General features: G+C 66.7%; 24 protein-coding genes. 17 read left to right on the plus strand and 7 right to left on the minus strand.

Annotation, left to right across the window (positions count from 1 at the left end; all coding sequences use genetic code 11):
* The first annotated feature begins 111 nt into the window (after positions 1 to 111).
* From ASC91_RS10985 to ASC91_RS10995, 3 genes are all read left to right on the plus strand, one after another.
* On the plus strand, positions 112 to 477 hold the full coding sequence (locus ASC91_RS10985; RefSeq protein ID WP_082532599.1) for a TraR/DksA family transcriptional regulator: 366 nt from the start codon (positions 112 to 114) through the stop codon (positions 475 to 477).
* The gene (locus tag ASC91_RS10990; RefSeq protein ID WP_056196374.1) at positions 474 to 983 is read left to right on the plus strand and encodes a cytochrome c; all 510 of its coding nucleotides are present in this window, start codon (positions 474 to 476) and stop codon (positions 981 to 983) included. Before ASC91_RS10985 ends, ASC91_RS10990 begins: the two co-directional genes overlap by 4 nt.
* Before the next feature lie 100 nt (positions 984 to 1,083).
* The gene (locus ASC91_RS10995) at positions 1,084 to 3,711 is read left to right on the plus strand and encodes an HAD-IC family P-type ATPase (RefSeq protein WP_082532600.1); all 2,628 of its coding nucleotides are present in this window, start codon (positions 1,084 to 1,086) and stop codon (positions 3,709 to 3,711) included.
* A gap of 46 nt (positions 3,712 to 3,757) precedes the next feature.
* Here ASC91_RS10995 and ASC91_RS11000 read toward each other — a convergent pair whose 3' ends face one another.
* Entirely contained in the window at positions 3,758 to 4,354 is a 597-nt protein-coding gene (locus ASC91_RS11000) for an NAD(P)H-dependent oxidoreductase (protein WP_056196377.1), read from the minus strand.
* Between the two features lie 208 nt (positions 4,355 to 4,562).
* Here ASC91_RS11000 and ASC91_RS11005 point away from each other — a divergent pair, with 208 nt between their 5' ends.
* Positions 4,563 to 5,408, plus strand: a complete 846-nt coding sequence (locus ASC91_RS11005) for a universal stress protein (protein ID WP_082532601.1) — start codon at positions 4,563 to 4,565, stop codon at positions 5,406 to 5,408.
* An 81-nt stretch (positions 5,409 to 5,489) separates the two neighbouring features.
* On the opposite strand, the gene ASC91_RS11010 is transcribed toward ASC91_RS11005, so the two are convergent.
* Both ASC91_RS11010 and ASC91_RS11015 read right to left on the minus strand, forming a co-directional pair.
* Positions 5,490 to 5,912 (minus strand): universal stress protein, encoded by a 423-nt coding sequence (locus ASC91_RS11010; protein WP_056196381.1) that lies wholly within the window; start codon positions 5,910 to 5,912, stop codon positions 5,490 to 5,492.
* A gap of 204 nt (positions 5,913 to 6,116) precedes the next feature.
* On the minus strand, positions 6,117 to 7,103 hold the full coding sequence (locus ASC91_RS11015; RefSeq protein WP_056196384.1) for a malate dehydrogenase: 987 nt from the start codon (positions 7,101 to 7,103) through the stop codon (positions 6,117 to 6,119).
* Between the two features lie 113 nt (positions 7,104 to 7,216).
* On the opposite strand from ASC91_RS11015, the gene ASC91_RS11020 reads away from it, so the two are divergent.
* The 11 genes from ASC91_RS11020 to purL all read left to right on the plus strand — a co-directional run bounded on the left by ASC91_RS11020 (position 7,217) and on the right by purL (position 19,696).
* The gene (locus ASC91_RS11020) at positions 7,217 to 7,936 is read left to right on the plus strand and encodes a GntR family transcriptional regulator (RefSeq protein ID WP_235531945.1); all 720 of its coding nucleotides are present in this window, start codon (positions 7,217 to 7,219) and stop codon (positions 7,934 to 7,936) included.
* Positions 7,937 to 8,029: 93 nt separating this feature from the next.
* Positions 8,030 to 8,458, plus strand: coding sequence for a succinate dehydrogenase, cytochrome b556 subunit (gene sdhC / locus ASC91_RS11025; protein ID WP_056196387.1), 429 nt, complete (start codon positions 8,030 to 8,032; stop codon positions 8,456 to 8,458).
* Between the two features lie 19 nt (positions 8,459 to 8,477).
* Positions 8,478 to 8,837 (plus strand): succinate dehydrogenase, hydrophobic membrane anchor protein, encoded by a 360-nt coding sequence (sdhD, locus tag ASC91_RS11030; protein ID WP_056196389.1) that lies wholly within the window; start codon positions 8,478 to 8,480, stop codon positions 8,835 to 8,837.
* On the plus strand, positions 8,837 to 10,603 hold the full coding sequence (gene sdhA, locus ASC91_RS11035) for a succinate dehydrogenase flavoprotein subunit (protein WP_056196391.1): 1,767 nt from the start codon (positions 8,837 to 8,839) through the stop codon (positions 10,601 to 10,603). The genes sdhD and sdhA overlap by 1 nt, the downstream gene beginning before the upstream one ends.
* Before the next feature lie 11 nt (positions 10,604 to 10,614).
* The gene (locus tag ASC91_RS11040) at positions 10,615 to 11,316 is read left to right on the plus strand and encodes a succinate dehydrogenase iron-sulfur subunit (protein WP_056196394.1); all 702 of its coding nucleotides are present in this window, start codon (positions 10,615 to 10,617) and stop codon (positions 11,314 to 11,316) included.
* Between the two features lie 2 nt (positions 11,317 to 11,318).
* Entirely contained in the window at positions 11,319 to 11,579 is a 261-nt protein-coding gene (locus ASC91_RS11045) for a succinate dehydrogenase assembly factor 2 (protein ID WP_056196396.1), read from the plus strand.
* A gap of 33 nt (positions 11,580 to 11,612) precedes the next feature.
* On the plus strand, positions 11,613 to 12,923 hold the full coding sequence (gene gltA / locus ASC91_RS11050; protein ID WP_056196400.1) for a citrate synthase: 1,311 nt from the start codon (positions 11,613 to 11,615) through the stop codon (positions 12,921 to 12,923).
* 74 nt (positions 12,924 to 12,997) lie between these two features.
* On the plus strand, positions 12,998 to 13,921 hold the full coding sequence (locus tag ASC91_RS11055) for a ribokinase (RefSeq protein ID WP_056196403.1): 924 nt from the start codon (positions 12,998 to 13,000) through the stop codon (positions 13,919 to 13,921).
* Between the two features lie 19 nt (positions 13,922 to 13,940).
* Entirely contained in the window at positions 13,941 to 15,251 is a 1,311-nt protein-coding gene (locus ASC91_RS11060) for a TRZ/ATZ family hydrolase (protein WP_056196408.1), read from the plus strand.
* Complete coding sequence (locus ASC91_RS11065; protein WP_056196411.1) at positions 15,248 to 15,655, plus strand: hypothetical protein; 408 nt, start codon at positions 15,248 to 15,250, stop codon at positions 15,653 to 15,655. Before ASC91_RS11060 ends, ASC91_RS11065 begins: the two co-directional genes overlap by 4 nt.
* Before the next feature lie 75 nt (positions 15,656 to 15,730).
* Entirely contained in the window at positions 15,731 to 19,696 is a 3,966-nt protein-coding gene (gene purL / locus ASC91_RS11070; RefSeq protein ID WP_056197222.1) for a phosphoribosylformylglycinamidine synthase, read from the plus strand.
* Here purL and ASC91_RS11075 read toward each other — a convergent pair.
* From ASC91_RS11075 to ASC91_RS11090, 4 genes are all read right to left on the minus strand, one after another.
* Positions 19,693 to 20,154, minus strand: a complete 462-nt coding sequence (locus ASC91_RS11075) for an SRPBCC family protein (protein WP_056196413.1) — start codon at positions 20,152 to 20,154, stop codon at positions 19,693 to 19,695. The genes purL and ASC91_RS11075 overlap by 4 nt on opposite strands.
* Positions 20,151 to 20,504, minus strand: coding sequence for a helix-turn-helix transcriptional regulator (locus tag ASC91_RS11080; protein WP_056196417.1), 354 nt, complete (start codon positions 20,502 to 20,504; stop codon positions 20,151 to 20,153). Before ASC91_RS11080 ends, ASC91_RS11075 begins: the two co-directional genes overlap by 4 nt.
* Positions 20,473 to 21,147 carry a glutathione S-transferase family protein gene (locus ASC91_RS11085; protein ID WP_056196420.1) on the minus strand — a complete coding sequence of 225 codons (675 nt, stop codon included), beginning with the start codon at positions 21,145 to 21,147 and terminating at the stop codon, positions 20,473 to 20,475. The genes ASC91_RS11080 and ASC91_RS11085 overlap by 32 nt, the downstream gene beginning before the upstream one ends.
* Before the next feature lie 112 nt (positions 21,148 to 21,259).
* The gene (locus ASC91_RS11090; protein ID WP_082532602.1) at positions 21,260 to 22,591 is read right to left on the minus strand and encodes an MFS transporter; all 1,332 of its coding nucleotides are present in this window, start codon (positions 22,589 to 22,591) and stop codon (positions 21,260 to 21,262) included.
* A gap of 114 nt (positions 22,592 to 22,705) precedes the next feature.
* Between ASC91_RS11090 and cyoA the strand changes: the two genes are divergently transcribed.
* Entirely contained in the window at positions 22,706 to 23,782 is a 1,077-nt protein-coding gene (cyoA, locus tag ASC91_RS11095) for a ubiquinol oxidase subunit II (protein WP_082532603.1), read from the plus strand.
* 9 nt (positions 23,783 to 23,791) lie between these two features.
* Positions 23,792 to 25,816 carry a cytochrome o ubiquinol oxidase subunit I gene (gene cyoB, locus ASC91_RS11100; RefSeq protein WP_056196425.1) on the plus strand — a complete coding sequence of 675 codons (2,025 nt, stop codon included), beginning with the start codon at positions 23,792 to 23,794 and terminating at the stop codon, positions 25,814 to 25,816.
* Positions 25,817 to 25,822: the final 6 nt, after the last annotated feature.

A 25,822-nucleotide genomic window follows, 5' to 3' on the forward strand; every position in this document is an offset into this window, starting at 1 on the left:
CGATCGATGCAGCGACCAGGTCGGGGCTTCAGTCGTCCGGCTTGATCCAGCGCAATCCATTTGCCGGTGGGCTGCCTAGCATGGCCCTTCGCCGACCAAGGATTGCCCAAGATGGAAACTCAGACTCAAGCGCACCTGCCCATGCTGCGCCAACTGCTGCTGTACCGCCAGACCGAGCTGCGAGCCGAGGTTCATGCGGCGCAGCTGGCACGTCAAGCGGTGCAGACGCAGTCCCAGGAGGTGCGGGATCTCAAGGACGACGCTGAACTCATGCAGCGCCAGCAGACCGAGGACTTCCAGGCCGCCCGGGACTTGCGGGAGCTGCAGGACGTTGACGACGCGCTGGGTCGCCTGGCCGCGGGAAGCTATGGCGACTGCGCCAACTGCGGCGAGGCTATTCCCGTGGCGCGCCTCACGGCCCTGCCGTCCGTGCGGCTGTGCGCAGGCTGCCAGGCGGTCCGGGAGCATCTGTCATGAATGCGAACGGCGTGGGGCGGTACCGTCTGGCCCTCGCGTCACTCGCCGCGGCCGCACTGGCCACCGGTTGCGCCCTGGAGGTGCAGAACGCCAAACCCGCCCGGGAGCTGGCGCGCCGCGCCTTGCCGGAAGGCGAGGTCTATATCGGCTGGCGGGTGTTTCAGCAGAAGTGCGCGACCTGCCACGGCCCAGCGGCGACCGGTACGGCGGCCGGCCCCGACCTGCTGCCCAGACTCCGCGAGATGGGCTCGCACCAGTTCGTGAGCCTGGTGCTCAGGCGCTATGACTGGATCCTCGCGGCGGCGGAGTCCGACCCGCAAGGCGCCTCGCAGAGCGCCCTGGTCGAAAAGGTTCTGCAGGGCCGGGAAGCGGCGCTGGTGATGCCTGCCTGGCAGGGCGACCCCACCGTGACGGCCCACATCATCGACCTCTACGCCTATCTGTCGGCCCGGGCCGATGGTGTGCAGGACGCGGGCCGCCCTTCGCGGCCGCGGGCGCCCGACTGAGGGCCGCTTTCAGGTCCTTCGCGGCAGGGGAATGTCATGCTTCAAGAAAATGTCGCCCTGATGACGGGCGGCACCTCGGGGATCGGTCTTCCAGCCTTCGATGGTGGCCGCCTTGCACGCTGAGAGCGAGGCGCCGACCGGCGCAGGCATCTCCGCGTCACCGCCACAGGCAACCCAGTCCACGCCCACGCTGCCTCGAGGACTGAGCGACGCGCAGGCCCGCCAGCGCTTGTCGCTCCATGGCCCCAACGAGGTGGGCGACACGCAAAAGCGGGGCCTGGCACGCACGCTTCGCGGTGTGTTCAGCGAGCCCATGTTCCTGCTGCTGCTGGCTGCTGCGGCCATCTACCTGCTGCTGGGTGATCTGGGCGAGGGCCTGCTCCTGGCTTTCTTCGCTGTTGTCACGGTGGGCCTCGTCGTCATGCAGGAGCGGCGCAGCGAGCATGCGCTGGCTGCCTTGCGCACGCTGTCCGCACCGCAGGTGCGCGTCGTGCGTGACGGGCGCATGGCACGCATCCCGGCGCGTGAGCTGGTGCCTGGCGACATCTTCCTGGTCGGGGAGGGCGAGCGGGTCGCGGCCGACGGTATCGTTCGCGAGGCGGTCGGGCTGCAGGTCGACGAGTCGCTGCTGACCGGGGAATCGGTGCCGGTGGACAAACGGGTGTGGCAGGTGCAAGACGGCCTGGCCATGGCGTCGCCCGAGCGCAATGCCAGTGCTTTCGTGTACGCGAGCACCCTGGCCATCACGGGCCACGCCGTCATCGAGTCGGTGGCCACCGGCGCAGGCACGCAGGTCGGTCGCATCGGCGCATCGCTGGCCGCCATTGAAACGGCACCAACGCCCCTGGAGCAGCATCTGCGCCGACTGGTGCGTGTCTTTGGCCTGGCTGCCGCCGCCATTTGCGCAGTGATCGTGGTGGTTTACGGCCTGGTGCACGGCGACTGGATGCAGGGGCTGCTGTCGGCCGTCGCCATCGGCATGGCGATGCTGCCCGAAGAGTTCCCGATGGCGCTTGCCGTCTTCCTTTCGCTGGGCGCCTGGCGGCTGGCTCGCATCAAGGTGCTGGCGCGTCGTCCCGCGGTCATCGAGGCGCTGGGTGCAGCCACGGTGTTGTGCGTGGACAAGACAGGGACCCTTACCGAAAACAGGATGCAGCTGTCCCGCCTGGTGACCGACGAGATGGAGGTCGGGATCGAGGCTGGCAAGGACCTGCCCGAGGCGGTGCATCGGCTGCTCGAGTTCGGCATGCTGGCTTCGCGGCGTGATGGCAGCGACCCGATGGACCGTGCGCTGCTCGCGCGAGGCGATGCCTTGCTGGCAGGCACTGCACACCTGCACCCCGACTGGACGTTGACGCGCGAGTTTCCGCTCAGCCCCGAATTGCTGGCGATGTCGCATGAATGGACGGACGCAGCCGGCCGGCTTCGCGTCGCCGCCAAGGGTGCGCCGGAGGCGGTGTTCGATCTGTGCCACCTCGACCCGCAACGCAGTGCCGATCTCTTGGCCCGTGTGAAGCGCCTGGCCGCACAGGGACTTCGCGTGCTGGCCGTGGCCGAGGCGTGCCCGCCGCGTGGTGAAACGGTGGCGCATCAGCATGACCACGACTTCACGTTACTGGGCCTGGCAGCCTTCGAGGATCCGCTGCGCGACAGCGTGCCGGATGCGGTCGCGCAGGCGCGGGAAGCCGGCATCACGGTGGTGATGGTCACCGGCGATCATGCGGCCACGGCACTGGCCATTGCCGAGCAGGCCGGCCTCGACGTGCGTGGGGGCGTCCTGACCGGGGCCGACATCGCCGGTTTCGGAGAGGCCGAGCTCGCCCGGGCTGTGCGGCATGTGCGCGTCTTCGCCCGCGTGATGCCGGAGCACAAGCTCAGGCTGGTGCTGGCGCTGCGGCGCAACGGCGAGACCGTGGCCATGACGGGCGACGGCGTCAATGACGCACCGGCGCTGAAGGCGGCTCACGTCGGCATCGCGATGGGGATACGTGGGACGGACGTCGCGCGCGAGGCCGCCGGCCTGGTGCTGCTGGACGAAGATTTCGGGCGCATCGTCGGCGGTGTTCGCATGGGCCGGCGCATCTTCGACAACCTCCGCAAGGTCATGACCTACATCACCGCCATCCATGTCCCGGTGGCCGGACTGGCGCTGCTGCCCCTGCTGCTCGGGCTGCCGCCGCTGATGCTGCCGGTCCATGTGGTGCTGACCGAGATGGTGATCGATCCGGTGTGCTCGCTGGCCTTCGAAGGTGCCGCCGAAGCGCCGGGGCTGATGCGGCGGCCGCCGCGGCGCACGGACGACGGCATCGTGGGCTGGTCGATGTTGTGGCAGGGCTTGGCGCAGGGAAGCTGCCTGCTCGCGGCGACCCTTGGCGTTTACATGCTGGCGTTGCAGGCCGGGCGTGACACCGACGTGGCCCGCACGCTGGCGGTGGTCGGCCTGACGTTCGGAAACCTGATGCTGGTGGCGGCCAACATGGCAATCGGCAACGGGCTTCGCGCCTTGTCCGGTCGCAGCGCCCGGGCCTTCTGGGCAGTCGCCGCCGTGGCGGCGTCGGCGCTGGCGACCGCCGTGCTGGTGCCAGGCCCGAGGCGCCTGCTGCATTTTGGCGTTCCGGCGGCCGAGGACCTCGTGCTGGCCTTGGTGACGGTGGCGCTGGCAGTGGGTGCCGGGATCACATGGAGCGGGCGGCTGCGCAGTGCCTCGGCATCGAGGCCGCCAAGCTGAACTCGGCGGTTGTTGGCATGGGGCGCCCTGGGCATCCGAAGGCGGCTCAGTCGGCGCTCGCGCCGATCTGGCGCATCCGCTTGAGCCACTTCGCCACGCCGGCTTCGCCCAGGGACTCGACCCCGCCCACCAGCGTTTCGTGAACCGGAGCGAAGCCGACGAAGCCCAGGATGTTGCGTTCCAGTGATTTCAGGCTGTGGGCACGGAAATACCAGCGGTAGACGAGTGCGGGCATGCCCATGGTCACGACCACCCTCGCGGAACGGCCCTTGAGCAGCTTGCCGCCGGCCGCCCCATCGCCCGCCTTGCCCAGCGCAAAGCCGGGGCGTGCCACCTGTTCGAGAAAGGCCTTCAGCAAAGCCGGCATGTCGCCTAGCCACAGCGGGAAGAACAGCACCACGTGGCTGGCCCAACGGATGTGCTCCTGTGCGGGCAGCAGCGAAGCGGGCAGGGCGCCGTGGTCCCATTCGTCTTTGCTGCGAAGCAGCGGGAAATCCAGCGTCGCCACGTCCATGAGTCGCACGTCATGGCCCGCTGACCGCGCGCCCTCGGCATAGGCATCCGCCAGCGCGTGGCAGAGGTGGCCTCGGGTGGCGTCAGGGTGCCCGAGGATGAGGAGAACGCGTCGCGCATGGGTATTCATCACCCAAGGCTAGCGAGGTGGAGCTTGCGCCGCGTTGCGCGGGATCAATAGGCTCAGCTTCCAGGGCGTCACCGACTGAAGAACGGAAGCCCGACCCGGCGGCAGCGAGAAACCCCTGCTTTCATTGACCGGGGTCAACCACGTCGCCGCCGCGGTCGAGAAACATCTGGCGCACGCAACGGCGCCACGGCGTCAATGGAGAAACAGCATGGGAATCAAGAGCATCCTCGTTCACCTCGACAGTGGAGTGAACGTCCAGGGCCGCGTGGACGCTGCCGCGGCGCTGGCCCTGCGGTACGAGGCTCATCTCATCGGCCTTGCGCCGGCCGGGTGGTACGCCCTGCCGCCCGAAGGCGCCGGAGGCGGGGGGCTTGCCGCCTATCAGCAGGCGGCGATGAATGAACTGCGCAGCCGGGCACTCGACTGCGCGCGCCTCTTCCAGGAACGGGTCTCGCTCCTGGGTGTGACCTCCTATGAAGGCCGCGTCGAGATGGGCTATGCAGGTGAAGTGATGACGCTTGCAGCGCGCTACTGCGACCTGGCCGTGGTCTCCCAGCTGAATCCCGACGACGCGTGCAACGGCCAGTCGGCGCAGATGGCGCAGGAAATGCTGCTGCGCTCGGGCCGGCCGCTGCTGGTGCTGCCGTTCGCGGGCGAGTGCGAGGTGCCGGCCGCGTCACGGGTGCTGGTCGGGTGGGACGGCAGCCGCGAAGCCGCACGGGCCATGCGTGATGCGCTTCCCCTGCTGAGGCAGGCGGCGAGTGTCGAGGTGGCCGTGTTCGAGACGCCTGAAGACGTGGGGCGCAATCACGGCCAGATGCCGGGCGCCGACATCGGGCTCTGGCTTGCGCGTCATGGGCTGAAGGTGAAGGTCAACTATGTGCCCATCAAGGTGGCGGCGGGCGAAGCGCTGTTGTCGCACGCGGCGGACATGGGTGCCCAGCTGATCGTCGCCGGTGGCTACGGCCATTCGCGCCTGCGCGAGGCTGTGCTCGGCGGCGTGACGCGCACGTTGATGGCCAGTTCGCCCGTGCCGGTGTTGCTTTCGCACTGAGCATGCTGGGCGGCATTGCGGCCGCTCAGTGCTGCTGTCAGGCCGTGACCGGCAGTAGGACGCCGGCGGCACCTTCGCCGACTAGCGAACCAGCAGCACGGGCGCCTTGGTATGGGCCAGCAGGCGCGCGGACACCGAGCCCAGCACGGCACCGGCGAAAGCCCCGTGACCATGCGAGCCCATGACCAGCAGGTCCGGAGCCTCTTCATTGACGATCTCGGCCAATACCTCGGCGGGATGGCCGACCGCGTGGTGCTCACGCAGGCTCCAGCCCTGCATGGCAGCGAACTCGCGCACCGGCTTGAGCACCTTCTCGCCTTCGTCGGCGTAGTACGTCTGCAAGGTGTCGTGCGGCAGGAAGCGGGCCGCATGCGGCGGCACCTGGGCCGTCACATTCAGGGCGACGAATTCGTGGTGTTTGCCCACGAGTTCGTCGTGGGCGGCGAGGTAGCTGAGCATTCGCTTGGTGTACGCGCTGCCGTCGACTGCAAGAACGATCTTCATGGCGGCTCCTGGGTGAATCCGGGGCAGGGCAGATCCTGCGCGCCCGGGCCGGGGGCCGACTTGCGCTTTGTCAATCGATCCGGCTGACCCGGCCGCGCTTTTTGGGCGGCGCGGGGCTGTCGCAGCGAGCGAAAGCAAAAAAAAGACACCCTCGCAAGGGTGTCTCGCAGCTGGCTGACGGGCGAGCCCGCCGTCGATGCCGCCTCAGAGCAGGTGCTTGACGCCGTCCTGCTCGTCCGTCAGTTCCTTCAGCGTCTTGTTGATGCACTCTTGCGAGAACTCGTCGATGCTGATGCCCTGCACGATCTTGTACTCGCCGCCTTCGCAGGTGACGGGGTAGCCGAACATGACTTCCTTGGGGATGCCGTATTCGCCGCCCGAGGGGATGCCCATCGTCACCCACTTGCCGTTGGTGCCCAGCGCCCAGTCGCGCATGTGGTCGATGGCGGCATTGGCGGCCGAAGCGGCCGACGACAGGCCGCGAGCGGCAATGATGGCCGCGCCGCGCTTGCCGACGGTCGGCAGGAAGGTGTTGCGGTTCCAGTCTTCGTCGTTGATCAGCGCCTTGACCGACTGGCCGTCGATGGTGGCGTTGCGGTAGTCGGCGTACATCGTGGGCGAGTGGTTGCCCCAGACGGCCAGCTTCTCGATCGAGCCGACCGGCTTGCCGGTCTTGGAGGCGATTTGCGAGGCAGCGCGGTTGTGGTCCAGGCGCAGCATGGCGGTGAAGTTCTTGGCCGGCAGGTCCGGGGCCGACTTCATGGCGATGTAGGCATTGGTGTTGGCGGGGTTGCCGACCACCAGCACGCGCACGTTGCGCGAGGCGACGGCGTTCAGGGCCTTGCCCTGCACCGTGAAGATCTGGGCGTTCGCGGCCAGCAGGTCGGCGCGTTCCATGCCGGGGCCGCGCGGGCGGGCGCCGACGAGCAGGGCGTAGTCGGTGTCCTTGAAGGCGGTCATCGGGTCGCTGTGGGCCTCGATGCCGGCCAGCAGCGGGAAGGCGCAGTCTTCGAGTTCCATGATCACGCCCTTCAGCGCGTTCTGAGCCTTCTCGTCGGGAATCTCCAGCAGCTGCAGGATGACGGGCTGGTCCTTGCCCAGCATTTCGCCGGAGGCGATGCGGAACAGCAGGGCGTAGCCAATCTGGCCAGCTGCGCCGGTGACGGCGACGCGAACGGGTTTCTTGCTCATGGAGATCTCCGGGGACAGTTGATGAAGCTGGTGTCTAGGCGGCGCCGCGCGCATCGCCTGAAGGCGGGGAAGTGTACGGGCATACCCTGTGCTGCAATGCGCGCATGCCCCCAATGAAGCCAAGGCCGCCCGCCCCCCTGTACGAGCAAATCCGCCAGTTGATCGTTGCGGCGCTGGCAGCGGGCGAGTGGCGGCCGGGCGACGCCCTGCCCAGCGAGGCCGCGCTGGCCGAGCGCTTCCATGCCAGTTCGGGCACCGTCAGAAAGGCGATGGACGAGCTGGCAGCGGCCCATGTCGTCGAGCGCCGCCAGGGCGCCGGCACCTTTGTGTCGACGCATACCGCGCCGCGCGACGCCTACCGCTTCCTGCGCCTGGTGGCCGACGATGGCACCACCGGCCTCACGCGCGAGCTGCTGCATTGCCGGCGGGCGCGGGCGACAGCCGAGACGGCGCGGGCCCTGCATCTGCGCACGTCCGAGCCCGTCCTCGAGGTCAGGCGGCTTCTGTTGCGGCGCGGCCGCGCTGTCGTGCTCGACGACCTCTGGCTGCCGGAACGGCACTTCCGCGGGCTCAGCAGCGAAGTCATCAACGCCTACCCCGGCACGTTGTACGCGCTGTTCGAGGAGCGCTTCCAGGTGCACATGGTGCGCGCCGAGGAGAAGCTGCGTGCAGTGGCGGCCACCGCCGAGGCCGCCGAACTGCTGGGTGTTGCCGACGGCGCACCCCTGCTCAGTGTCGAGCGCGTGGCGTTCACCTATGGCGACCGACCGGTCGAATTGCGTCGCGGGCTTTACCACACCGAAGCAGACCACTACCTCAATGAGTTGAACTGAATCTGACAATGCCGCAGTGCAGCAAGTGCGAAGGTTGACGGGGATCTAGGCCCTAGAATCTTTCGGTTTCACATTGATTACGCAGGCTCGACCATGACGGACAGTGTCAAGAAAAGACCGGTCTATACCAATATTCACGTCACACAGATCGTCAGCTACCGCCTCCCGCCTGCCGGCATCGTCTCCATCCTGCATCGCATCAGCGGCTTTCTGATGTTCCTGCTGCTGCCCTTCGTGGTCTGGATGCTGGACAGCAGCCTGAGCACGGAAATCTCCTTCGAGACCTTCACGAACGTGTTCGTGGCCGGCTTCGCAGGCATCCCGGGCTGGTTCGTCAAGCTGGTGGCGCTGGGCCTGATCTGGGGCTATCTGTTCCATTTCATCGCCGGCGTGCGCCACCTGTGGATGGACGCGACGCACAGCGTCAGCAAGGCCCAGGGCCACAACTCGGCAATGGTCACACTGGTCCTCAGCACGCTGCTGACGTTGCTGCTGGGCGCCAAGCTGTTCGGTCTGTACTGAGCCCTCGAGGACAACAACAATGAGTACTTTCGGCTCCAAGCGCATCGTCGTCGGTGCGCATTACGGCCTGCGTGACTGGCTCGCGCAACGCGTCACCGCCGTGCTGATGGCCCTGTTTACCGTCGTGCTGCTGGTGCAGGTGCTGATGCCCGGCGCCCTCGGCTATGACCGCTGGGCGGCGATCTTTTCCCAGCAGTGGATGAAGGTCATCACCTTCGTGACCATCCTGTCCCTGGCCTATCACGCCTGGGTCGGCATGCGTGACATCTGGATGGATTACGTGAAGCCTGTCGGCGTGCGCCTGGCACTGCAGGTGTTCACGCTCGTTTGGCTTGTGGGTTGCGCTGGTTGGGCGATCCAGGTTCTGTGGAGACTCTGATGGCGCAGCTTGCGACCCGTAAGTTTGATGTGGTGATCGTCGGGGCCGGTGGCTCCGGTATGCGCGCCTCGCTGCAACTGGCATTGGCCGGCCTGAACGTGGCCGTGCTGTCCAAGGTCTTCCCGACCCGCTCGCACACCGTCGCCGCGCAGGGTGGCATCGGCGCATCCCTGGGCAATATGTCCGAGGACAACTGGCACTACCACTTCTTCGACACCGTCAAGGGGTCGGACTGGCTGGGCGACCAGGACGCCATCGAGTTCATGTGCCGCGAGGCGCCCAAGGTCGTCTACGAGCTCGAGCACTTCGGCATGCCGTTCGACCGCAATGCCGACGGCACCATCTACCAGCGTCCCTTTGGTGGCCACACCGCCAACTACGGCGAGAAGCCCGTGCAGCGCGCCTGCGCCGCGGCTGACCGCACCGGCCACGCGCTGCTGCACACGCTCTATCAGCAGAACGTCAAGGCGCGCACCCAGTTCTTCGTCGAGTGGATGGCGCTGGACATCATCCGCGACGCCGAGGGCGATGCCGTCGGCGTGACGGCGCTGGAGATGGAGACCGGCGAGGTCCACATCCTGCACGCCAAGACCGTGCTGCTGGCCACCGGCGGCGCCGGGCGCATCTTTGCGGCCTCCACCAACGCCTTCATCAACACCGGTGACGGCCTGGGCATGGCGGCGCGCGCCGGCATTCCGCTGGAAGACATGGAGTTCTGGCAGTTCCACCCCACCGGCGTGGCCGGCGCGGGCGTGCTGCTGACCGAAGGCTGCCGCGGCGAAGGTGCGATCCTGCGCAACAGCAACGGCGAGCGCTTCATGGAGCGCTATGCCCCGACGCTGAAGGATCTGGCGCCGCGCGACTTCGTGTCACGCTCGATGGACCAGGAGATCAAGGAAGGTCGCGGCTGCGGTCCCAACAAGGACTATGTGCTGCTCGACATGACCCACCTGGGCGCCGAGACGATTGCCAAGCGCCTGCCCTCGGTGCTGGAGATTGGCCACAACTTCGCCAACGTCGACATCACCAAGGAACCGATTCCTGTCGTGCCGACCATCCACTACCAGATGGGTGGCATCCCGACGAATGTGCACGGCCAGGTCGTCATCCCGAAGAACGGCAAGCCCAACGACATCATCAACGGCCTGTATGCCGTCGGTGAATGCTCCTGCGTGTCGGTGCACGGCGCCAACCGCCTGGGTACCAACTCGCTGCTGGACCTGCTCGTGTTCGGCCGTGCGGCCGGCAACCACATCGTCGACTTCAACCTGAAGACCAAGTCCCACAAGGACCTGCCCAAGGACGCCGCCGACAAGACGCTGGCCCGCCTGGCGCGCCTGGACTCGGCCGCCAACGGTGAATACTCGCAGGACGTTGCCAACGACATCCGCGCCGCCATGCAGCTGCACGCCGGCGTGTTCCGCACGCAGGCGTCGATGGACGAAGGCGTGGGCAAGATCAAGGAAATCGCCAAGCGTGTTGGCAGCATCGGCCTGAAGGACAAGTCCAAGGTCTTCAACACGGCCCGCGTCGAGGCGCTGGAAGTCGAGAACCTCATCGAAGCGGCGCAGGCCACGATGATCTCGGCCGCCGCCCGCCCCGAGAGCCGCGGCGCCCATGCGCACAACGACTACCCGAACCGCGACGACGCGAACTGGATGAAGCACACGCTGTGGTACTCCGAAGGCAATCGCCTGGACTACAAGCCGGTGAACCTGACGCCGTTGACCGTTGAATCCGTGCCCCCGAAGGTTCGTACCTTCTAAGTGAGCCAGACATGAAGCGCACCTTCCAGATCTACCGCTACGACCCCGACAAGGACGCCAAGCCCTACATGCAGACCCTCGAGGTCGAGCTGGACGGCCATGAGCGCATGCTGCTGGACGCCCTGGTCAAGCTGAAGGCGGTTGATCCCAGCCTGTCCTTCCGCCGCTCCTGCCGCGAAGGCGTTTGCGGCTCGGATGCAATGAACATCAACGGCAAGAACGGTCTGGCCTGCCTGACCAATATGCTGACGCTGCCGGGCACCATCGTGCTCAAGCCGCTGCCGGGCCTGCCCGTCGTGCGCGACCTCATCGTCGACATGACGCAGTTCTTCAAGCAATACCACTCGATCAAGCCCTACCTCGTCAACGACAACCCGCCGCCCGACAAGGAGCGGCTGCAGTCGCCCGTCGAGCGCGAGGAACTGGACGGCCTGTACGAGTGCATCCTGTGCGCGAGCTGCTCGACGAGCTGCCCGAGCTTCTGGTGGAACCCCGACAAGTTCGTCGGCCCGGCCGGCCTGCTGCAGGCCTACCGCTTCATCGCCGACAGCCGCGACGAAGCGACCGCCGAGCGCCTGGACAACCTCGAAGACCCGTACCGCCTGTTCCGCTGCCACACCATCATGAACTGCGTGGACGTCTGCCCCAAGGGCCTGAACCCCACGAAGGCCATCGGCAAGATCAAGGAATTGATGGTCCGCCGCGCGGTCTGACGATGGCTGAAGTGATCGGTGAACGGGAACTCTCCAAGCTGCGCTGGCGCTGCCGTCGGGGCCTGCTGGAGAACGACATCTTCATCGAGCGCTTCTTCAACCGTCATCCCGAGGGTATCAGCCTCAGCCATGCCGAAGGCCTGACCGCCCTGATGGACCTGGCCGACAACGACCTTTTGGATCTGTTACTGCGCCGCAAGGAACCCAGTGGTGAAATCGACACCATTGCCGTGCGAGGCGTGCTCGCCGATCTGCGCACCTGACTCCAGTTTTTCAAAGCCTCAAAGGACTGCACCATGACCCCGTCCGACGTGAAAGCCACCCTGTCGTTCTCCGACGGCAGCCCCTCGATGGACCTGCCCCTGTACAAGGGCAGCATCGGCCCGGATGTCATCGACATCCGCAAGCTCTACGCGCAGACCGGCAAGTTCACCTACGACCCCGGCTTCCTGTCGACGGCGTCGTGCAACTCGACCATCACCTACATCGACGGCGACAAGGGTGAGCTGCTCTACCGCGGCTACCCCATCGAGCAGCTCGCGGTGAACTGCGACTACCTCGAGACCTGCTACCTGCTGCTTTACGGAGAGCTGCCGAACGCGGCCGAGAAGGCCAACTTCGAAGACCGTGTGATGCACCACACCATGGTCAATGAGCAGATGCAGTTCTTCCTGCGGGGTTTTCGCCGTGACGCCCACCCGATGGCCGTCATGACGGGCCTGGTGGGTGCGATGTCCTCGTTCTATCACGACAGCACCGACATCAATAACCCCGAGCACCGCGAGATCTCGGCCATCCGCCTGATCGCCAAGATGCCCACGCTCGTGGCCATGGCCTACAAGTACACCGTCGGCCAGCCCTACATCTACCCGAAGAACGACCTCAGCTACGCCGGCAACTTCATGCGCATGATGTTTGCCACGCCCTGCGAGGACTACAGCCCCAACCCGGTGCTGGTGCGCGCCATGGACCGCATCTTCACGCTGCATGCCGACCATGAGCAGAACGCGTCGACCTCCACTGTGCGGCTCTGCGGTAGTTCTGGCACCAACCCGTTCGCGGCCATCGCGGCCGGCGTGGCCTGCCTGTGGGGCCCCGCGCACGGTGGCGCCAACGAGGCCTGCCTGAACATGCTGGGCGACATCCAGAAGCAGGGCGGCGTTGCCCGCATCGGCGAGTTCGTCAACAAGGTCAAGGACAAGAACTCCGGCGTCAAGCTGATGGGCTTCGGTCACCGGGTCTACAAGAACTACGACCCGCGCGCCAAGCTGATGCGCGAGACCTGCCACGAAGTGCTGAGCGAGCTGGGCCTGGAAAACGACCCGCTGTTCGAGTTGGCCATGAAGCTGGAGAAGATCGCGCTGGAAGACGAGTACTTCGTCGCCCGCAAGCTCTACCCGAACGTCGACTTCTACTCGGGCATCGTGCAGCGCGCCATCGGCATCCCCGTGCCGCTGTTCACCGCCATCTTCGCGCTGGCCCGCACGGTCGGCTGGATCGCCCAGCTCAATGAGATGATCGGCGACCCCGAGTACAAGATCGGCCGCCCGCGCCAGCTCTTCGTCGGCGCCACGCCGCGCGACGTCAAGCCCATCGCCCAGCGCTGATCGCTGAACGACACTGAGCGCCTCATGCGAACCCCTCGGTCTTCCCGAGGGGTTCTTTCGTTTTGGGAACCCTGATGACCCGTCCTGAGATCCTCGTCCTCGGCAGCGTCAACCGCGACCTCATCGTGCATGCGCCGCGGCTGCCGCTGCCGGGCGAGACGCTGCGCGGCCAGCGCTTCGGCTCCTGCCTGGGCGGCAAGGGCGCCAACCAGGCCGTGGCCGCGGCGCGCCTAGGTGCCCGCGTGGCACTGGCTGCACGGGTGGGCCTGCTGGAGAACGGCGCGGCCATGGTGACCCAACTGATCGCGGAAGGCGTCGACACGCGCGCGATTGCCCAGCCAGCCGACGAGGTGCCCGGCGTGGCGCTCATCGTCGTCGGTGCCGAGGACGCAGAGAACCAGATCGTCACCGTCGCCGGCTCCAACGGCACGCTGCCGCTGGAGCAGGTCGAAGCCCTGGACATGGCGGGTCTGCGCTGGCTGGTCGCCCAGCAGGAGCTACCGCTGCAGAGCGTCGCCCGAGCCTTCGAGCGCGCCCGCGCGGCCGGTGTGAAGACCGTGCTGAACGCCGCACCTTTTCGCGCCGGTTGTGAGGCTTTGTTGCCGCTGGTCGACCTGCTCGTCGTCAATGCGCTGGAAGCCCAGGCCCTGATCACGACGCTGGGCGGTGGCGCCGCCGAACCCGAGACGCTGGCCCGGGCCTTGCGCGCCAAGGGGCCGGCAGCGGTTCTCGTGTCGCTGGGCGCCGAAGGCCTGTGCTGGATCGACGCGGAAGGTGTCCGCCGCGTGCCCGCCCGTGTCGTGAAGGCCGTCGACACCGTCGGCGCTGGCGATACCCTCGTTGGGGCCCTCATCACCGCGTTGGCCGAGGGCCAGCCCATCGAGAACGCGCTCGCCTTCGCCCAGGCCGCAGCGGCCCTGGCCGTGTCCCGCGCCGGCGTGCAGGACGCGATGCCGCGCCGCGCCGAAGTCGAGCAACTGCTCGCCGAATCGAACTGAATCCCACAAGGAGAACAAGATGTCCCAGACCCTGCTGCTGCCCCGCTGGATCCTGACCATGAAGGCCGGCGAAGACACGCTGGAAAACCACGCGCTGCTGATCGACGGCGAGCGCATCGCGGCCGTCGGCCCGCGCGAGACGCTGCTGGCCCGGTACCCCCAGGCCGAGCGCGTCGAGCTGCCCGAGCAGATCCTCATTCCCGGCCTCATCAACGCCCATGCCCACTCGGCCATGACGCTGCTGCGCGGCGTCGCCGATGACGTGCCGCTGATGGATTGGCTGCAGAACCACATCTGGCCGCTGGAGAAGAAGTGGGTCAGCGAGGAGTGGACGTATCTGGGCTCCAAGCTCGCGGCCGCCGAAGGCTTGCGCAGCGGCACGACCTATATCAACGACATGTACTTCTTCCCGACCGCGATGGCCCGCGCCGCCGTGGACTCGGGCGTGCGCGCTGCCGTGTCGATGAACGTCATCGACTTCCCGACCGGCTATGCCAGCGGCCCCGACGACTACATCGCCAAGGGCATCGCCGCCTACGAACAGTACAAGGGCGAGAAGCTGCTGGACTGGACGAGTGCGCCGCACGCGCCCTACACGGTGTCCGACGAGACCTTCATCAAGCTGCGCGACCTGGCCGAGAAGCTCGACATCCAGATGCACTGCCACATCCATGAGACGGCGGGCGAGGTGGAAGACGGTTTGAAACAGTTCGGCGTGCGGCCGCTGGAACGGCTGACTAAGCTGGGACTGATAAACGAACGCATGATCGCGGTCCACATGGTCCACCTGAATAACGCCGAGATCGAGCTGATGGCCAGGAACGGCGTGCACCTGGTGCACAACCCCAATTCCAACCTCAAGCTGGCTTCGGGCGTCATGCCGCTGAAGGCGCTGGAGGCCGCTGGCGTCAATACGGTGCTTGGCACCGACGGCGCAGCGTCCAACAATCGTCTCGACATGTTCGGTGAGATCCGCTCAGCAGCGCTGTTAGCCAAGGGCATCACTGGCGACCCGACCGTGGCCACGGCGCGCACCGCTTTGGAGATGGCGACCATCCGTGCCGCCAAGGCCATGGGCCGCGCCGACGACCTCGGTTCGCTGGAGGTCGGCAAGCTGGCCGACTGCGTCGCCGTGTCGCTGGACAGCGTCGAATGCCAGCCCGTGTACAACGCCGCGGCGCAGCTTGTCTATGTTGCCGGCCGCGAGCACGTCAGCAATGTCTGGATCGGCGGCCGCCAGGTGCTGCGTGAGCGCCAACCGGTCACGATCGATGTGCCGGCACTGATGGCCGAGGTGCGCGACGTCGTCGGCCGAATGAAAGCGCCATGACCAGAGCGTGGAGCCAGCACGGCCGCTTCAGCCTCAATTGGCGTGGCGATGTGCTGGTTCTGCGCCTTGAAGGTACCTGGAACGAGGTGGCCGCCACGCGGCTGCGCCAAGAGGGCGGCCGCCTGGCTCGTGAGCGTGCCGGCCGTCCCTGGGGCCTGCTGAGCGACACCGCCGCCTGGGAAGGCGCCACGCCCGAGGCACTGGATGGCATCTGGGCCTTCTTCGAAGACGCCCTGGCCCATGGCCTCGCCGCGGCGGCGACGGTCATCCCGGACAGTTTCCAGGCCCTCATCATCCAGCCGATGGCGGCCCGCGCCGCCACGCTGACCAACTTCCACGGGTGCGCCAGCGTCGCCGAGGCCGAGGCCTGGTTGCGCAGTCGCGGTCTCAGTCTGGGCGTGTAGCCGGCGCGGCGCTTGCGGCCGCCTAGAATGCTGGTTTCCCCTTACGCCGGCCGCGCGGCCCCGCCTCCCGACGCCATGACCCGCACCCTGCATCTGCAATGTTTCGAGGGCGGCAACGCCTTGTCCGCCTTCCGTGCCCAAGCCCTGCTGGGCCGGCTGCAACAGGTCAATGAGCGCATCAGCGCCGTCAGCGCCCGCGCGGTGCACTGGGTCTGGACCGACACGGCGATGGCCGGTGATGCGCATCAGCGCTTCGAGGCGCTGCTGACCTATGGCGAACCGGTTGCAGTAGCAGCCACCGGCGACCTCGTCGTCGTTGCGCCGCGCTTCGGTACGGTCAGCCCCTGGGCGTCCAAGGCCACCGACATTGCACGCAACTGCGGCCTGGCGCTCAAGCGTGTCGAGCGCGTCGTTGAATACCGCGTCTCGCTGAAGCCCGGCCTGCTCGGTGGTGCCAAGGCGCTGAGCGAAGCCGACCTGCAGGCCTGCGCCGAACTGCTGCATGACCGCATGACCGAGTCGGTCTGCTTCACCCGCGAGGCCACCGCCCATCTGTTCGACGAGCGCACCGCCGAGCCGCTGGCCCATGTGGACGTGCTGGGCGAGGGGCGTGCCGCGCTGGAGAAGGCGAATGTTGAATTCGGCCTGGCGCTGTCGGCCGACGAGATCGACTACCTCGACACCAACTTCAAGAAGCTCGGCCGCAACCCCAGCGACGTCGAGCTGATGATGTTCGCCCAGGCCAACAGCGAACACTGCCGTCACAAGATCTTCAACGCAAGCTTCATCGTCGATGGCGAGGCCCAGCCGCTGAGCCTGTTCGGCATGATCCGCAACACCGAGAAGCTGAACCCGCAGCACACGGTCGTCGCCTACTCGGACAACGCCGCCATCATGGAAGGCCACGCCATCCAGCGCTGGATGGCCGCCGACGCGCCGGGCTCGGCCTACACGGCCCGCCCCGAGCAGGCCGAGGTGCTGATGAAGGTGGAGACGCACAACCACCCGACGGCCATCTCGCCCTTCCCGGGTGCGTCCACGGGCGCTGGCGGCGAGATCCGCGATGAAGGCGCCACCGGCCGCGGTTCCAAGCCCAAAGCGGGCCTGACCGGCTTTTCGGTGTCCAACCTGCATCTGCCGGGTTTGAACGAGCCCTGGGAGCAGAACCCCGTGGGCAAGCCGGCGCATATCGCGTCGGCGCTGCAGATCATGATCGAGGGCCCGCTCGGTGGCGCGGCCTTCAACAACGAGTTCGGCCGGCCGAATCTGGCGGGTTATTTCCGCGTCTACGAGCAGACCGTGGACGGCGTGCGCCGCGGCTATCACAAGCCCATCATGATTGCCGGCGGCCTGGGCACCATCCGCTCGGACCTGACCCGGAAGATCGAGTTCCCGGCCGGCAGCCTGCTGATCCAGTTGGGCGGCCCGGGCATGCGCATCGGCATGGGCGGCAGCGCGGCTTCGTCGATGGCGGCGGGCACCAACACGGCCGACCTGGATTTCGATTCCGTGCAGCGCGGCAACCCCGAGATCGAACGGCGCGCGCAGGAGGTCATCAACCATTGCTGGGGCCTGGGGGCTGAGAACCCGGTGCTGGCCATCCATGACGTCGGCGCCGGTGGCATCTCGAATGCCTTCCCCGAGCTCGTCAACGACGCCGGCCGCGGCGCGCGCTTCGATCTGCGCAAGGTGCCGCTGGAAGAGTCGGGCCTCGCCCCGAAGGAAATCTGGTGCAACGAGAGCCAGGAGCGCTATGTGCTGGCCATCGCGCCCGGCAGCCTGGATCGTTTTGCGGCGATGTGCGCGCGTGAGCGCTGCCCCTTCGCCGTCGTCGGCGTCGTCACCGAAGAGCGCGACCTGAAGCTGGTGGACGGCGACGCGGAAGTCACCGATCACCCCATCGACATGCCGATGGACGTGCTGCTGGGCAAGCCGCCCAAGATGCAGCGCGACGTGACACGTGTGGTCCGCAGCGGCGGCGCGCTGGACCTGTCCGGCGTCAAGCTGGAGCAGGCGGCGTTTGACGTGCTGCGCCACCCGACCGTTGCAGCCAAGCGCTTCCTGGTCACCATCGGCGACCGCACCGTGGGCGGCCTGAACCACCGCGACCAGATGGTCGGCCCCTGGCAGGTGCCGGTGGCGGACTGCGCCGTCACGCTGGCCGATTTCAACGGTTTTGCCGGCGAAGCCATGAGCATGGGCGAGCGCACGCCGCTGGCGTCCGTCAACGCGCCGGCTTCCGGCCGCATGGCCGTGGCCGAGGCCATCACCAACCTGCTGGCCGCGCCCTTCGAACTGCCGCGCGTGAAGCTCAGCGCCAACTGGATGGCGGCCTGCGGCGAGGCTGGTGAAGACGCGGCGCTGTTCGACACGGTCAAGGCCGTCGGCATGGAGCTGTGCCCGGCGCTGGGCATCTCGATCCCGGTCGGCAAGGACTCCTTGTCGATGCGCACCAAGTGGGATGGCCAACAGGTCACCGCGCCGGTGTCGCTGATCGTCACGGCCTTTGCCAGCATCGCCGACGTTCGCGGCACGCTGACGCCGGAATGGCAGCGCGAGGACTCGTGCGCCATCCTCATCGACCTCGGCCAGGGCCAGCACCGCATGGCCGGATCGATCCTGGCGCAGACGCTGAACCAGTTCGGCGCCGATGTGCCCGACCTGGACGAGCCCAAGCTGCTGGTTTCGCTGGTCAATGCCATCAACGAACTGCGCACCGAGAGCAAGCTGCTGGCCTATCACGACCGTTCGGACGGCGGCCTGTGGGCGGCTGCCTGCGAAATGGCCTTTGCTGGCCAGACCGGCCTTAGCCTGAACGTGGACATGCTGGTCACCGAAGGGGACGGCATCAGCGACAGCCGCGCCGACATGGGCGACTCCAAGAACTGGGCCGCCCAGGTCAGCGCCCGTCGCGAGGAGCTGACGCTGCGCGCGCTGTTCAGCGAGGAACTGGGCGCGTTGATCCAGGTGCGCGCGGCCGACCGCGACGCCGTCATGCAGGTGCTGCGCGCGCATGGCCTGTCCAAGCATTCGCATGTCGTGGCCAAGCCGAATGCGGCGCGACAGATGGAAGTCTGGCGCGATGCGAAGAAGGTCTTTGCTGCTGACCTCACGGCGCTGCAGCAGACCTGGGATGAGGTGAGCTGGCGGATCGCCAAACTGCGCGACAACCCGGCCGGCGCCGATGCTGAACACGCGGCGGCTGGCAAGGCGGATGACCCTGGTCTGCACGTGCACCTGACGTTCACGCCGGAAGCACCGTTCGTCTCAACGGGTGCCCGCCCCAAGGTCGCCATCTTGCGCGAGCAAGGCGTGAACTCGCATGTCGAGATGGCCTATGCGATGTCGCTGGGCGGCTTCGACAGCTTCGACGTGCACATGAGCGACCTGCAGTCAGGCGCGGTCAAGCTGGACGGCTTTGCAGCCTTCGTCGCTTGCGGCGGCTTCAGCTATGGCGACACCCTGGGCGCCGGCGAAGGCTGGGCGCGCAGCATCATGTTCAACCCGGTGCTGACCGAGCAGTTCCGTGCCTTCTTCTCCCGCTCCGACACCCTGGCCCTGGGCGTCTGCAACGGCTGCCAGATGCTGGCCGCACTCGCGCCCATCATCCCGGGCGCCGACGCCTGGCCGCGCTTCACGCGCAACCAGAGCGAGCAGTACGAGGCCCGCCTCGCGTTGGTCGAGGTGCTGGATTCGCCCAGCGTCTTCTTCAAGGGCATGGCCGGCAGCCGCGCGCCCATCGCCGTCGCTCACGGCGAGGGCTTTGCGAACTTCGCGCGCCAGGGCGATGCGAGCAAGGTCATCCAGGCCATGCGCTTTGTCGACAACCACGGCCAGGCGACCGAGGCCTATCCGTTCAACCCGAATGGCAGCCCGGGCGGCCTGACTTCGGTGACGACGGCCGACGGCCGCTTCACCGCGCTGATGCCTCACCCCGAGCGTGTCTTCCGCAACGTGCAGATGAGCTGGACCAGCGGCGACCGCGCGCTGCACAGCCCTTGGTTGCGGATGTTCCAGAACGCTCGGAAAGCTCTCGGCTAAGCCGCGTCCACCTCGAGCAGCAGCCGATCCAGGCCTTCCTCGGTGCCGCGCCGGCGCTGTTCCAGGTCCTGGTGCCCGTCGAGATAGGCGAGCTGCTCGGTCAGCTTCAACGTCGAGCCAGCCGGGCTGTTGGAGAACTCCACGGTGACCAGTGAGGCCGACAGCGCGCGACCGTCCGCCGCCATCGAGTAGGCAAAGACGATGCGCGCCTGCGGCACGATGTCCAGGAACACCTTGTCGACGGCCAACTGGGTACCGTCGGGCAGGGCGCTGCGGTAGATCTCCTGCCCGCCGGGGCGGAAGTCCATGCTGAACTCCGTGGCGTTCATCTCGGCATGGCAGTCGGACCAGCGCTGCTTGGTGGCCGGGTCGGCCCAGGCGGCGAACACGCGGGTGGCCGAGGCCTTGAAGCGGCGCTCCAGCACAAAGCTGGTGTGGGCGGCGGGAGTCGTCGTCACGGTGGGTTGTCCTGTTCTTCGAGAAGGGCTTCAAGGGCATCGAACTGGCGGTGCCACATCGCCTTGCGCTCGGCGACCCAGGCTTCCAGGCCGCCAAAGGCATCCGGCGCGATGCGGTAAGTGCGCACGCGACCGGCCTTGTCCGATTGCACAAGGCCGCCCGCTTCCAGAGCCGCCAGGTGCTTCAACGCCGAGGGCAGGGCGATGTCCAAGGGCTTGGCGAGGTCCGACACCGAGGCCGGCCCGCGGCTGAGCTGATCGACCATCGCGCGCCGGTTGCCGTCCGCCAACGCCGCGAAAAGGCGGTCCAGGCGCGCGTCAGTCGGCGAGGAAGCGAGCGGGGAGGGCATGGCGCAGAGGGTAGTACTGGAAGACGGGGCGAGCTTCGACGATGCAGCGCCAGACCGAAGGTCGGGCGAGCAGGCGCTCGAAATAGGCGCTGAGCTTCTTGTGTTCGGGCGAGAAGGGCCGCACGATGGCGGCATAGAACAGAGCCGGTGCAGCCGCGCAATCGGCCATCGTGAAGGCCTCGCCTGCTGCCCACTCGCGGTCGCCGAGGCGGCTTTCGATGAGGTCGTAGGCCAGCCCCAAGTCGTTGACCGCGCCGGTCAGCGTGACCGCGTCGCGCTCGGCCTCGGGGCGCAGCTGTTGGGCGATGAAGCGCTGCATGGGCGTCATCACATGCAGGTCGAAGACGCGGTCCCACAAACGTACTTCCAGCTGCGCCTCGAAATCCTCGGGCAGCAACTGCACGTGGCCGGGGTGGCGGCGGTCAAGGTATTCAATCTGGATGGAGGTCTCGGGCACGACGCGGCCCCCGTCGACCAGCAACGGGATCTTGGCCGTGGGCCAGAGCGCTGCATAGGCCGTGCGTGCCGCCGGGTCGCCGAGATTGACATTGCGGGCTTCGAAGGGCGCACCGTTCTCGTACAGCGCGATCAAGACCTTCCAGCAATAGGAGGACAGCGGGTGGTAGTGCAGGGTCAGGGACATGGCGGCTCTAAAGTTTCCGTGATGGCTAAGTGTATGGAAACTTTCAGATAAAGGAAACTGTCGCGCCAAAATAAAGGCGGGCCAGAGCCCGCCTTTGCCGGAGCGCGGGTCCTTAGTCTTGAACCACGCCCGCAGCCTGCAGCCGCTTGTTCACCCGCAGCGCCACCAGCGTGCAAACCACGCCCGACAGCAGGTAGAGGCTGAGCGACACCAAGCCGAAGCGCGAGGACAGGAAGAGGGCCACGACGGGCGCAAAGGCCGCGCCCAGCAGCCAAGCCATGTCGGCCGTCAGCGCCGCGCCGGTGTAGCGGAAGTGCGGCAGGAAGTTGGACGTCACCGAGCCTGCGGACTGGCCGTAGGACAGGCCCAGCAACACGAAGCCGATCAGGATGAAGGCGGCCTGGCCGGGTTTGCCGCCGCCCAGCATGAAGGGGGCGAACAGCGCGAACACGCCGATGGCCAGGGCCATGGTGCCGAGGTAGCTGCGCCGGCCGATCTTGTCGGCGATCAGCCCGGACATGGGCATGGCCACGGCAGCGAAGGCCGCACCGAGCAACTCCATCTTCATGAAGTCCTCGATCCCCTCGGTGCCGTACAGCGCCACCCAGGACAGCGGGAACACGCTCACCAGGTGAAAGAGGGCATAGCTGGCCAGGGCGGCAAAGGCGCCGATGACGATGTGGTGGCCCTGGGCCGGCAGCAGCTCGCGCAGATAGGCGGGGTCGAGTTCCTGCTCTTCCATGCGCTTCTCGTACTCGTGCGTGACGACCAGGCGCAGCCGGGCGAACAGCGCGACGACGTTGATCGCGAAGGCCGTGAAGAAGGGGAAACGCCAGCCCCAGGAAAGGAAATCCTTGGCGTCCAGGCTGCCGAACACGTACAGGAACACGCCCGAGGCGACGAAGAAGCCCAGTGGCGCGCCGAGCTGGCCCAGCATGGCGTACCAGCCGCGGCGGTCGGGCGGCGCGTTCAGCGCCAGCAGCGAGGGCAGGCCGTCCCAGGAGCCGCCCAAGGCCAGGCCCTGGCCGACGCGGGCCAGCGCCAGCAGCCAGATGGCCGCGCTACCGGCTTCGGCATATCCGGGCAGCAAGCCCATGCCGACCGTGGAGCAGCCGAGCAGGAAGAGGGCGGCGGTCAGCTTGGCGGAGCGGCCGAAATGGCGCTGGATGGACATGCCAATCAGCGTGCCGACCGGTCGGACGACGAATGCCAGCGCAAAGACCAGGAAGGCGTAAAGCGTGCCGGTCAGGCGGTCGGCAAAGGGGAAGAAGACCTGCGGGAAGACCAGCACCGAGGCGATGCCGAAGACGAAGAAGTCGAAATACTCCGACGCGCGGCCGATGATGACGCCGACTGCGATATCGCCGGGGGCGAGATCCTCGTCCGTCCGCGTGGTCACGGGACCGGAATTGGGGTGATGGAAAGTACTACCTGCAACTGCCATTTCGGGCTTGTCTCCGTCTGTGCCTTGGACAAAATGTCCAATCGTTGATTTACCTCAATCAACTTACATTCCATCGCTGCGAGCAAGATCGTTAACCCTTGCGCGCGCCTCAGGATGTACCCCAACAAGTCTCTCCTCAACAGCGCCCTGGTCTTGTCAGCCAGCTTCGCTTTGTCTGGCTGCGATTGGATCGTGATGAAGCCGCATGGCGACATCGCGCAACAGCAGGCCCAGCTCATCGTCACATCCACGCTGCTGATGCTGCTGATCATCGTCCCGGTGATCGCGTTGACGCTGCTCTTTGCATACCGTTACCGCCAGTCCAATGAGGAGGCGACGTACGCGCCGGACTGGGACCATTCCACGCGCCTGGAACTCGTCATCTGGGGCGCGCCGCTGCTGATCATCATCGCGTTGGGCGCCATCACCTGGATCAGCACCCACAAGCTCGACCCCTTCCGCCCGCTGGACCGCATCGCCGAGGGCAGGCCCGTCGCCGCCGACGTGAAGCCGCTGGAGGTATATGCGGTGTCCATGGACTGGAAGTGGCTGTTCATCTACCCCGAGCAGGGCATCGCGACCGTCAACGAACTGGCCGCGCCGGTGGACCGCCCCATCCACTTCCGCTTCACGTCGACCTCGGTGATGAACACCTTCTACGTGCCCGCCCTGGCCGGCATGATCTACGCGATGCCGGGCATGGAGACCCAACTGCACGCCGTCATCAACAAGGCCGGCGTCTATGACGGCCTGTCGGCCCAGTACAGCGGTGCCGGCTTCTCGGACATGCGCTTCAAATTCCACGGCCTGACGGACGAAGAATTCGCGCGCTGGGTCGACGGCAACAAGGCCGGCGGCAACACGCTGACCCGTGCCGACTACCTCAAGCTCGAGCAGCCCAGCACCAAGGAACCCATTCGCCGCTTCGCTAGCGTCGAGGCTGGCCTTTGGAGCGCCATCGTCGACCGCTGCGTCGACGGCAAGAAGATGTGCGCCAGCCAGATGATGGCCATCGACGCGGCCGGCGGTGCCGGCAAGGGCGGCGTGGCCAGCACGATGCGCAGCCCCTGGCGCGATGCCGAAGGGAACAGGCGCGACCGCATGGTGGTGGCCGCGCTGTGCACGCCGACCAACCTGCTGGGCCTGCCTGTCGAAGCCCCCGAGGCTTCACCCGTCGCGCTGAAGAACTGAGACCGACCGATGTCCAATCCCGTCGTTGCCCAACACCAGACGCTCGATCAGCTGCATCCCATCCTCGGCCGCCTCGGCTGGGACTCGCTGCCGCTGCACGAGCCCATCCTCATCGCCACCTTCATCGCCGTGGTGCTGGGCGGCGCGCTGGTGTTCGCGCTGATCACCAAGTTCCGCCTCTGGGGCCATCTGTGGACCGACTGGATCACCAGCATCGACCACAAGAAGATCGGCATCATGTACATCATCCTCGGCGTGGTGATGCTGCTGCGCGGCTTCGCGGACGCGCTGATGATGCGGGCCCACCAGGCCATGGCCTTTGCCGACAACGCCGGCTTCCTGCCGCCGCACCACTACGACCAGGTCTTCACGGCCCACGGCGTCATCATGATCTTCTTCGTCGCGATGCCCTTCGTGACCGGGTTCATGAACTATGTCGTGCCGTTGCAGATCGGCGCACGCGACGTCGCCTTCCCCTTCCTGAACAACTTCAGCTTCTGGATGACGGCCGGTGGCGCTGTGCTGGTCATGATCTCGCTGTTCATCGGCGAGTTCGCCAAGACCGGCTGGCTGGCCTATCCGCCGCTGTCGGGCATCCTGGCCAGCCCCGACGTGGGGGTGGACTACTACCTGTGGTCCCTGCAGATCGCGGGCGTGGGCACGACGCTGTCGGGCATCAACCTGATCGCCACCATCATCAAGATGCGCGCGCCGGGCATGACGATGATGAAGATGCCCGTCTTCACGTGGACGTCGCTGTGCACCAACGTGCTCATCGTCGCGACCTTCCCCGTGCTGGCCGCAACGCTGGCGCTGCTGACGGCCGACCGCTACCTCGGCACCAACTTCTTCACCAACGACCTTGGCGGCAACGCCATGCTCTACGTGAACCTGATCTGGATCTGGGGCCACCCCGAGGTCTACATCCTGGTGCTGCCGGTGTTTGGCATCTTCTCGGAGGTGGTGTCCACCTTCAGCCGCAAGAAGCTGTTCGGCTACGCGTCCATGGTCTACGCGACGGTCGTCATCACCATCCTGTCCTACCTCGTCTGGCTGCACCACTTCTTCACGATGGGTTCGGGCGCCAGCGTGAACAGCTTCTTCGGCATCACGACGATGATCATCTCGATCCCGACGGGCGCCAAGATCTTCAACTGGCTGTTCACGATGTACCGTGGCCGCATCAAGTTCGAGGTGCCGATGCTGTGGACGGTGGGCTTCATGATCACCTTCACCATCGGCGGCATGACCGGCGTGCTGCTCGCCGTGCCGGCGGCCGACTTCGTGCTGCACAACAGCCTGTTCCTGATCGCCCACTTCCACAACGTCATCATTGGCGGCGTGGTGTTCGGCGCCTTCGCCGGCATCAACTACTGGTTCCCCAAGGCCTTCGGCTTCCGCCTGGACGCCTTCTGGGGCAAGGTGTCGTTCTGGTGCTGGTTCATCGGCTTCTGGGTCGCGTTCACGCCGCTGTACGTGCTGGGCCTGATGGGCATCACGCGCCGTGTCAGCCACTTCGATGACGTGACGCTGCAACCCTATTTCGTCGTCGCCGCCATCGGTGCGGGCATCGTGGCCTGCGGTATCGGTGCCTTCCTGGTGCAGATCGCCGTCAGCATCTGGCGCCGCAAGGAACTGGCCGACACGACGGGCGACATCTGGGGTGGCCGCACGCTGGAATGGTCCACGTCTTCGCCGCCGCCGGACTACAACTTCGCCTTCACGCCCATCGCCCATGAGATGGACGCCTGGCACGACATGAAGCAGCGCAATGCCGAGCGCCCTCGCCAAGGCTTCGTGGCCATCCACATGCCCAGGAACACCGGCGCCGGATTCATCATCGCCATGCTGGCCACGGCCATGGGCTTCGCGCTGATCTGGCATATGTACTGGATCGCCGCGGCGACCTTTGCCGCCACCGTCATCGCGTCCATCGTCCACACCTTCAACTACGACCGTGACTTCCACATCCCGGCCGATGCGGTGACCCGCACCGAGGACGAGCGCACCCGCGCGCTTGCATCCGCCGCCTGACCGGGA

The organism is Pelomonas sp. Root1237 (assembly GCF_001425055.1).
Classification (GTDB): domain Bacteria; phylum Pseudomonadota; class Gammaproteobacteria; order Burkholderiales; family Burkholderiaceae_C; genus Pelomonas.

Bases quoted from the DNA above. Each gene is read 5' to 3' on its own strand.
- ASC91_RS11085 (WP_056196420.1), bottom strand. From the start codon at position 21,147: ATGTCCCTGACCCTGCACTACCACCCGCTGTCCTCCTATTGCTGGAAG.
- ASC91_RS11055 (WP_056196403.1), top strand. From the start codon at position 12,998: ATGACCCGTCCTGAGATCCTCGTCCTCGGCAGCGTCAACCGCGACCTC.
- purL (WP_056197222.1), top strand. From the start codon at position 15,731: ATGACCCGCACCCTGCATCTGCAATGTTTCGAGGGCGGCAACGCCTTG.
- sdhD (WP_056196389.1), top strand. From the start codon at position 8,478: ATGAGTACTTTCGGCTCCAAGCGCATCGTCGTCGGTGCGCATTACGGC.
- gltA (WP_056196400.1), top strand. From the start codon at position 11,613: ATGACCCCGTCCGACGTGAAAGCCACCCTGTCGTTCTCCGACGGCAGC.
- sdhA (WP_056196391.1), top strand. From the start codon at position 8,837: ATGGCGCAGCTTGCGACCCGTAAGTTTGATGTGGTGATCGTCGGGGCC.
- ASC91_RS11040 (WP_056196394.1), top strand. From the start codon at position 10,615: ATGAAGCGCACCTTCCAGATCTACCGCTACGACCCCGACAAGGACGCC.
- ASC91_RS11010 (WP_056196381.1), bottom strand. From the start codon at position 5,912: ATGAAGATCGTTCTTGCAGTCGACGGCAGCGCGTACACCAAGCGAATG.
- ASC91_RS10985 (WP_082532599.1), top strand. From the start codon at position 112: ATGGAAACTCAGACTCAAGCGCACCTGCCCATGCTGCGCCAACTGCTG.
- ASC91_RS11090 (WP_082532602.1), bottom strand. From the start codon at position 22,591: ATGGCAGTTGCAGGTAGTACTTTCCATCACCCCAATTCCGGTCCCGTG.
- cyoA (WP_082532603.1), top strand. From the start codon at position 22,706: ATGTACCCCAACAAGTCTCTCCTCAACAGCGCCCTGGTCTTGTCAGCC.
- ASC91_RS11000 (WP_056196377.1), bottom strand. From the start codon at position 4,354: ATGAATACCCATGCGCGACGCGTTCTCCTCATCCTCGGGCACCCTGAC.
- ASC91_RS11005 (WP_082532601.1), top strand. From the start codon at position 4,563: ATGGGAATCAAGAGCATCCTCGTTCACCTCGACAGTGGAGTGAACGTC.
- ASC91_RS11020 (WP_235531945.1), top strand. From the start codon at position 7,217: ATGAAGCCAAGGCCGCCCGCCCCCCTGTACGAGCAAATCCGCCAGTTG.
- ASC91_RS11065 (WP_056196411.1), top strand. From the start codon at position 15,248: ATGACCAGAGCGTGGAGCCAGCACGGCCGCTTCAGCCTCAATTGGCGT.
- ASC91_RS10990 (WP_056196374.1), top strand. From the start codon at position 474: ATGAATGCGAACGGCGTGGGGCGGTACCGTCTGGCCCTCGCGTCACTC.
- ASC91_RS11015 (WP_056196384.1), bottom strand. From the start codon at position 7,103: ATGAGCAAGAAACCCGTTCGCGTCGCCGTCACCGGCGCAGCTGGCCAG.
- ASC91_RS10995 (WP_082532600.1), top strand. From the start codon at position 1,084: ATGGTGGCCGCCTTGCACGCTGAGAGCGAGGCGCCGACCGGCGCAGGC.
- ASC91_RS11045 (WP_056196396.1), top strand. From the start codon at position 11,319: ATGGCTGAAGTGATCGGTGAACGGGAACTCTCCAAGCTGCGCTGGCGC.
- sdhC (WP_056196387.1), top strand. From the start codon at position 8,030: ATGACGGACAGTGTCAAGAAAAGACCGGTCTATACCAATATTCACGTC.
- ASC91_RS11080 (WP_056196417.1), bottom strand. From the start codon at position 20,504: ATGCCCTCCCCGCTCGCTTCCTCGCCGACTGACGCGCGCCTGGACCGC.
- ASC91_RS11060 (WP_056196408.1), top strand. From the start codon at position 13,941: ATGTCCCAGACCCTGCTGCTGCCCCGCTGGATCCTGACCATGAAGGCC.
- cyoB (WP_056196425.1), top strand. From the start codon at position 23,792: ATGTCCAATCCCGTCGTTGCCCAACACCAGACGCTCGATCAGCTGCAT.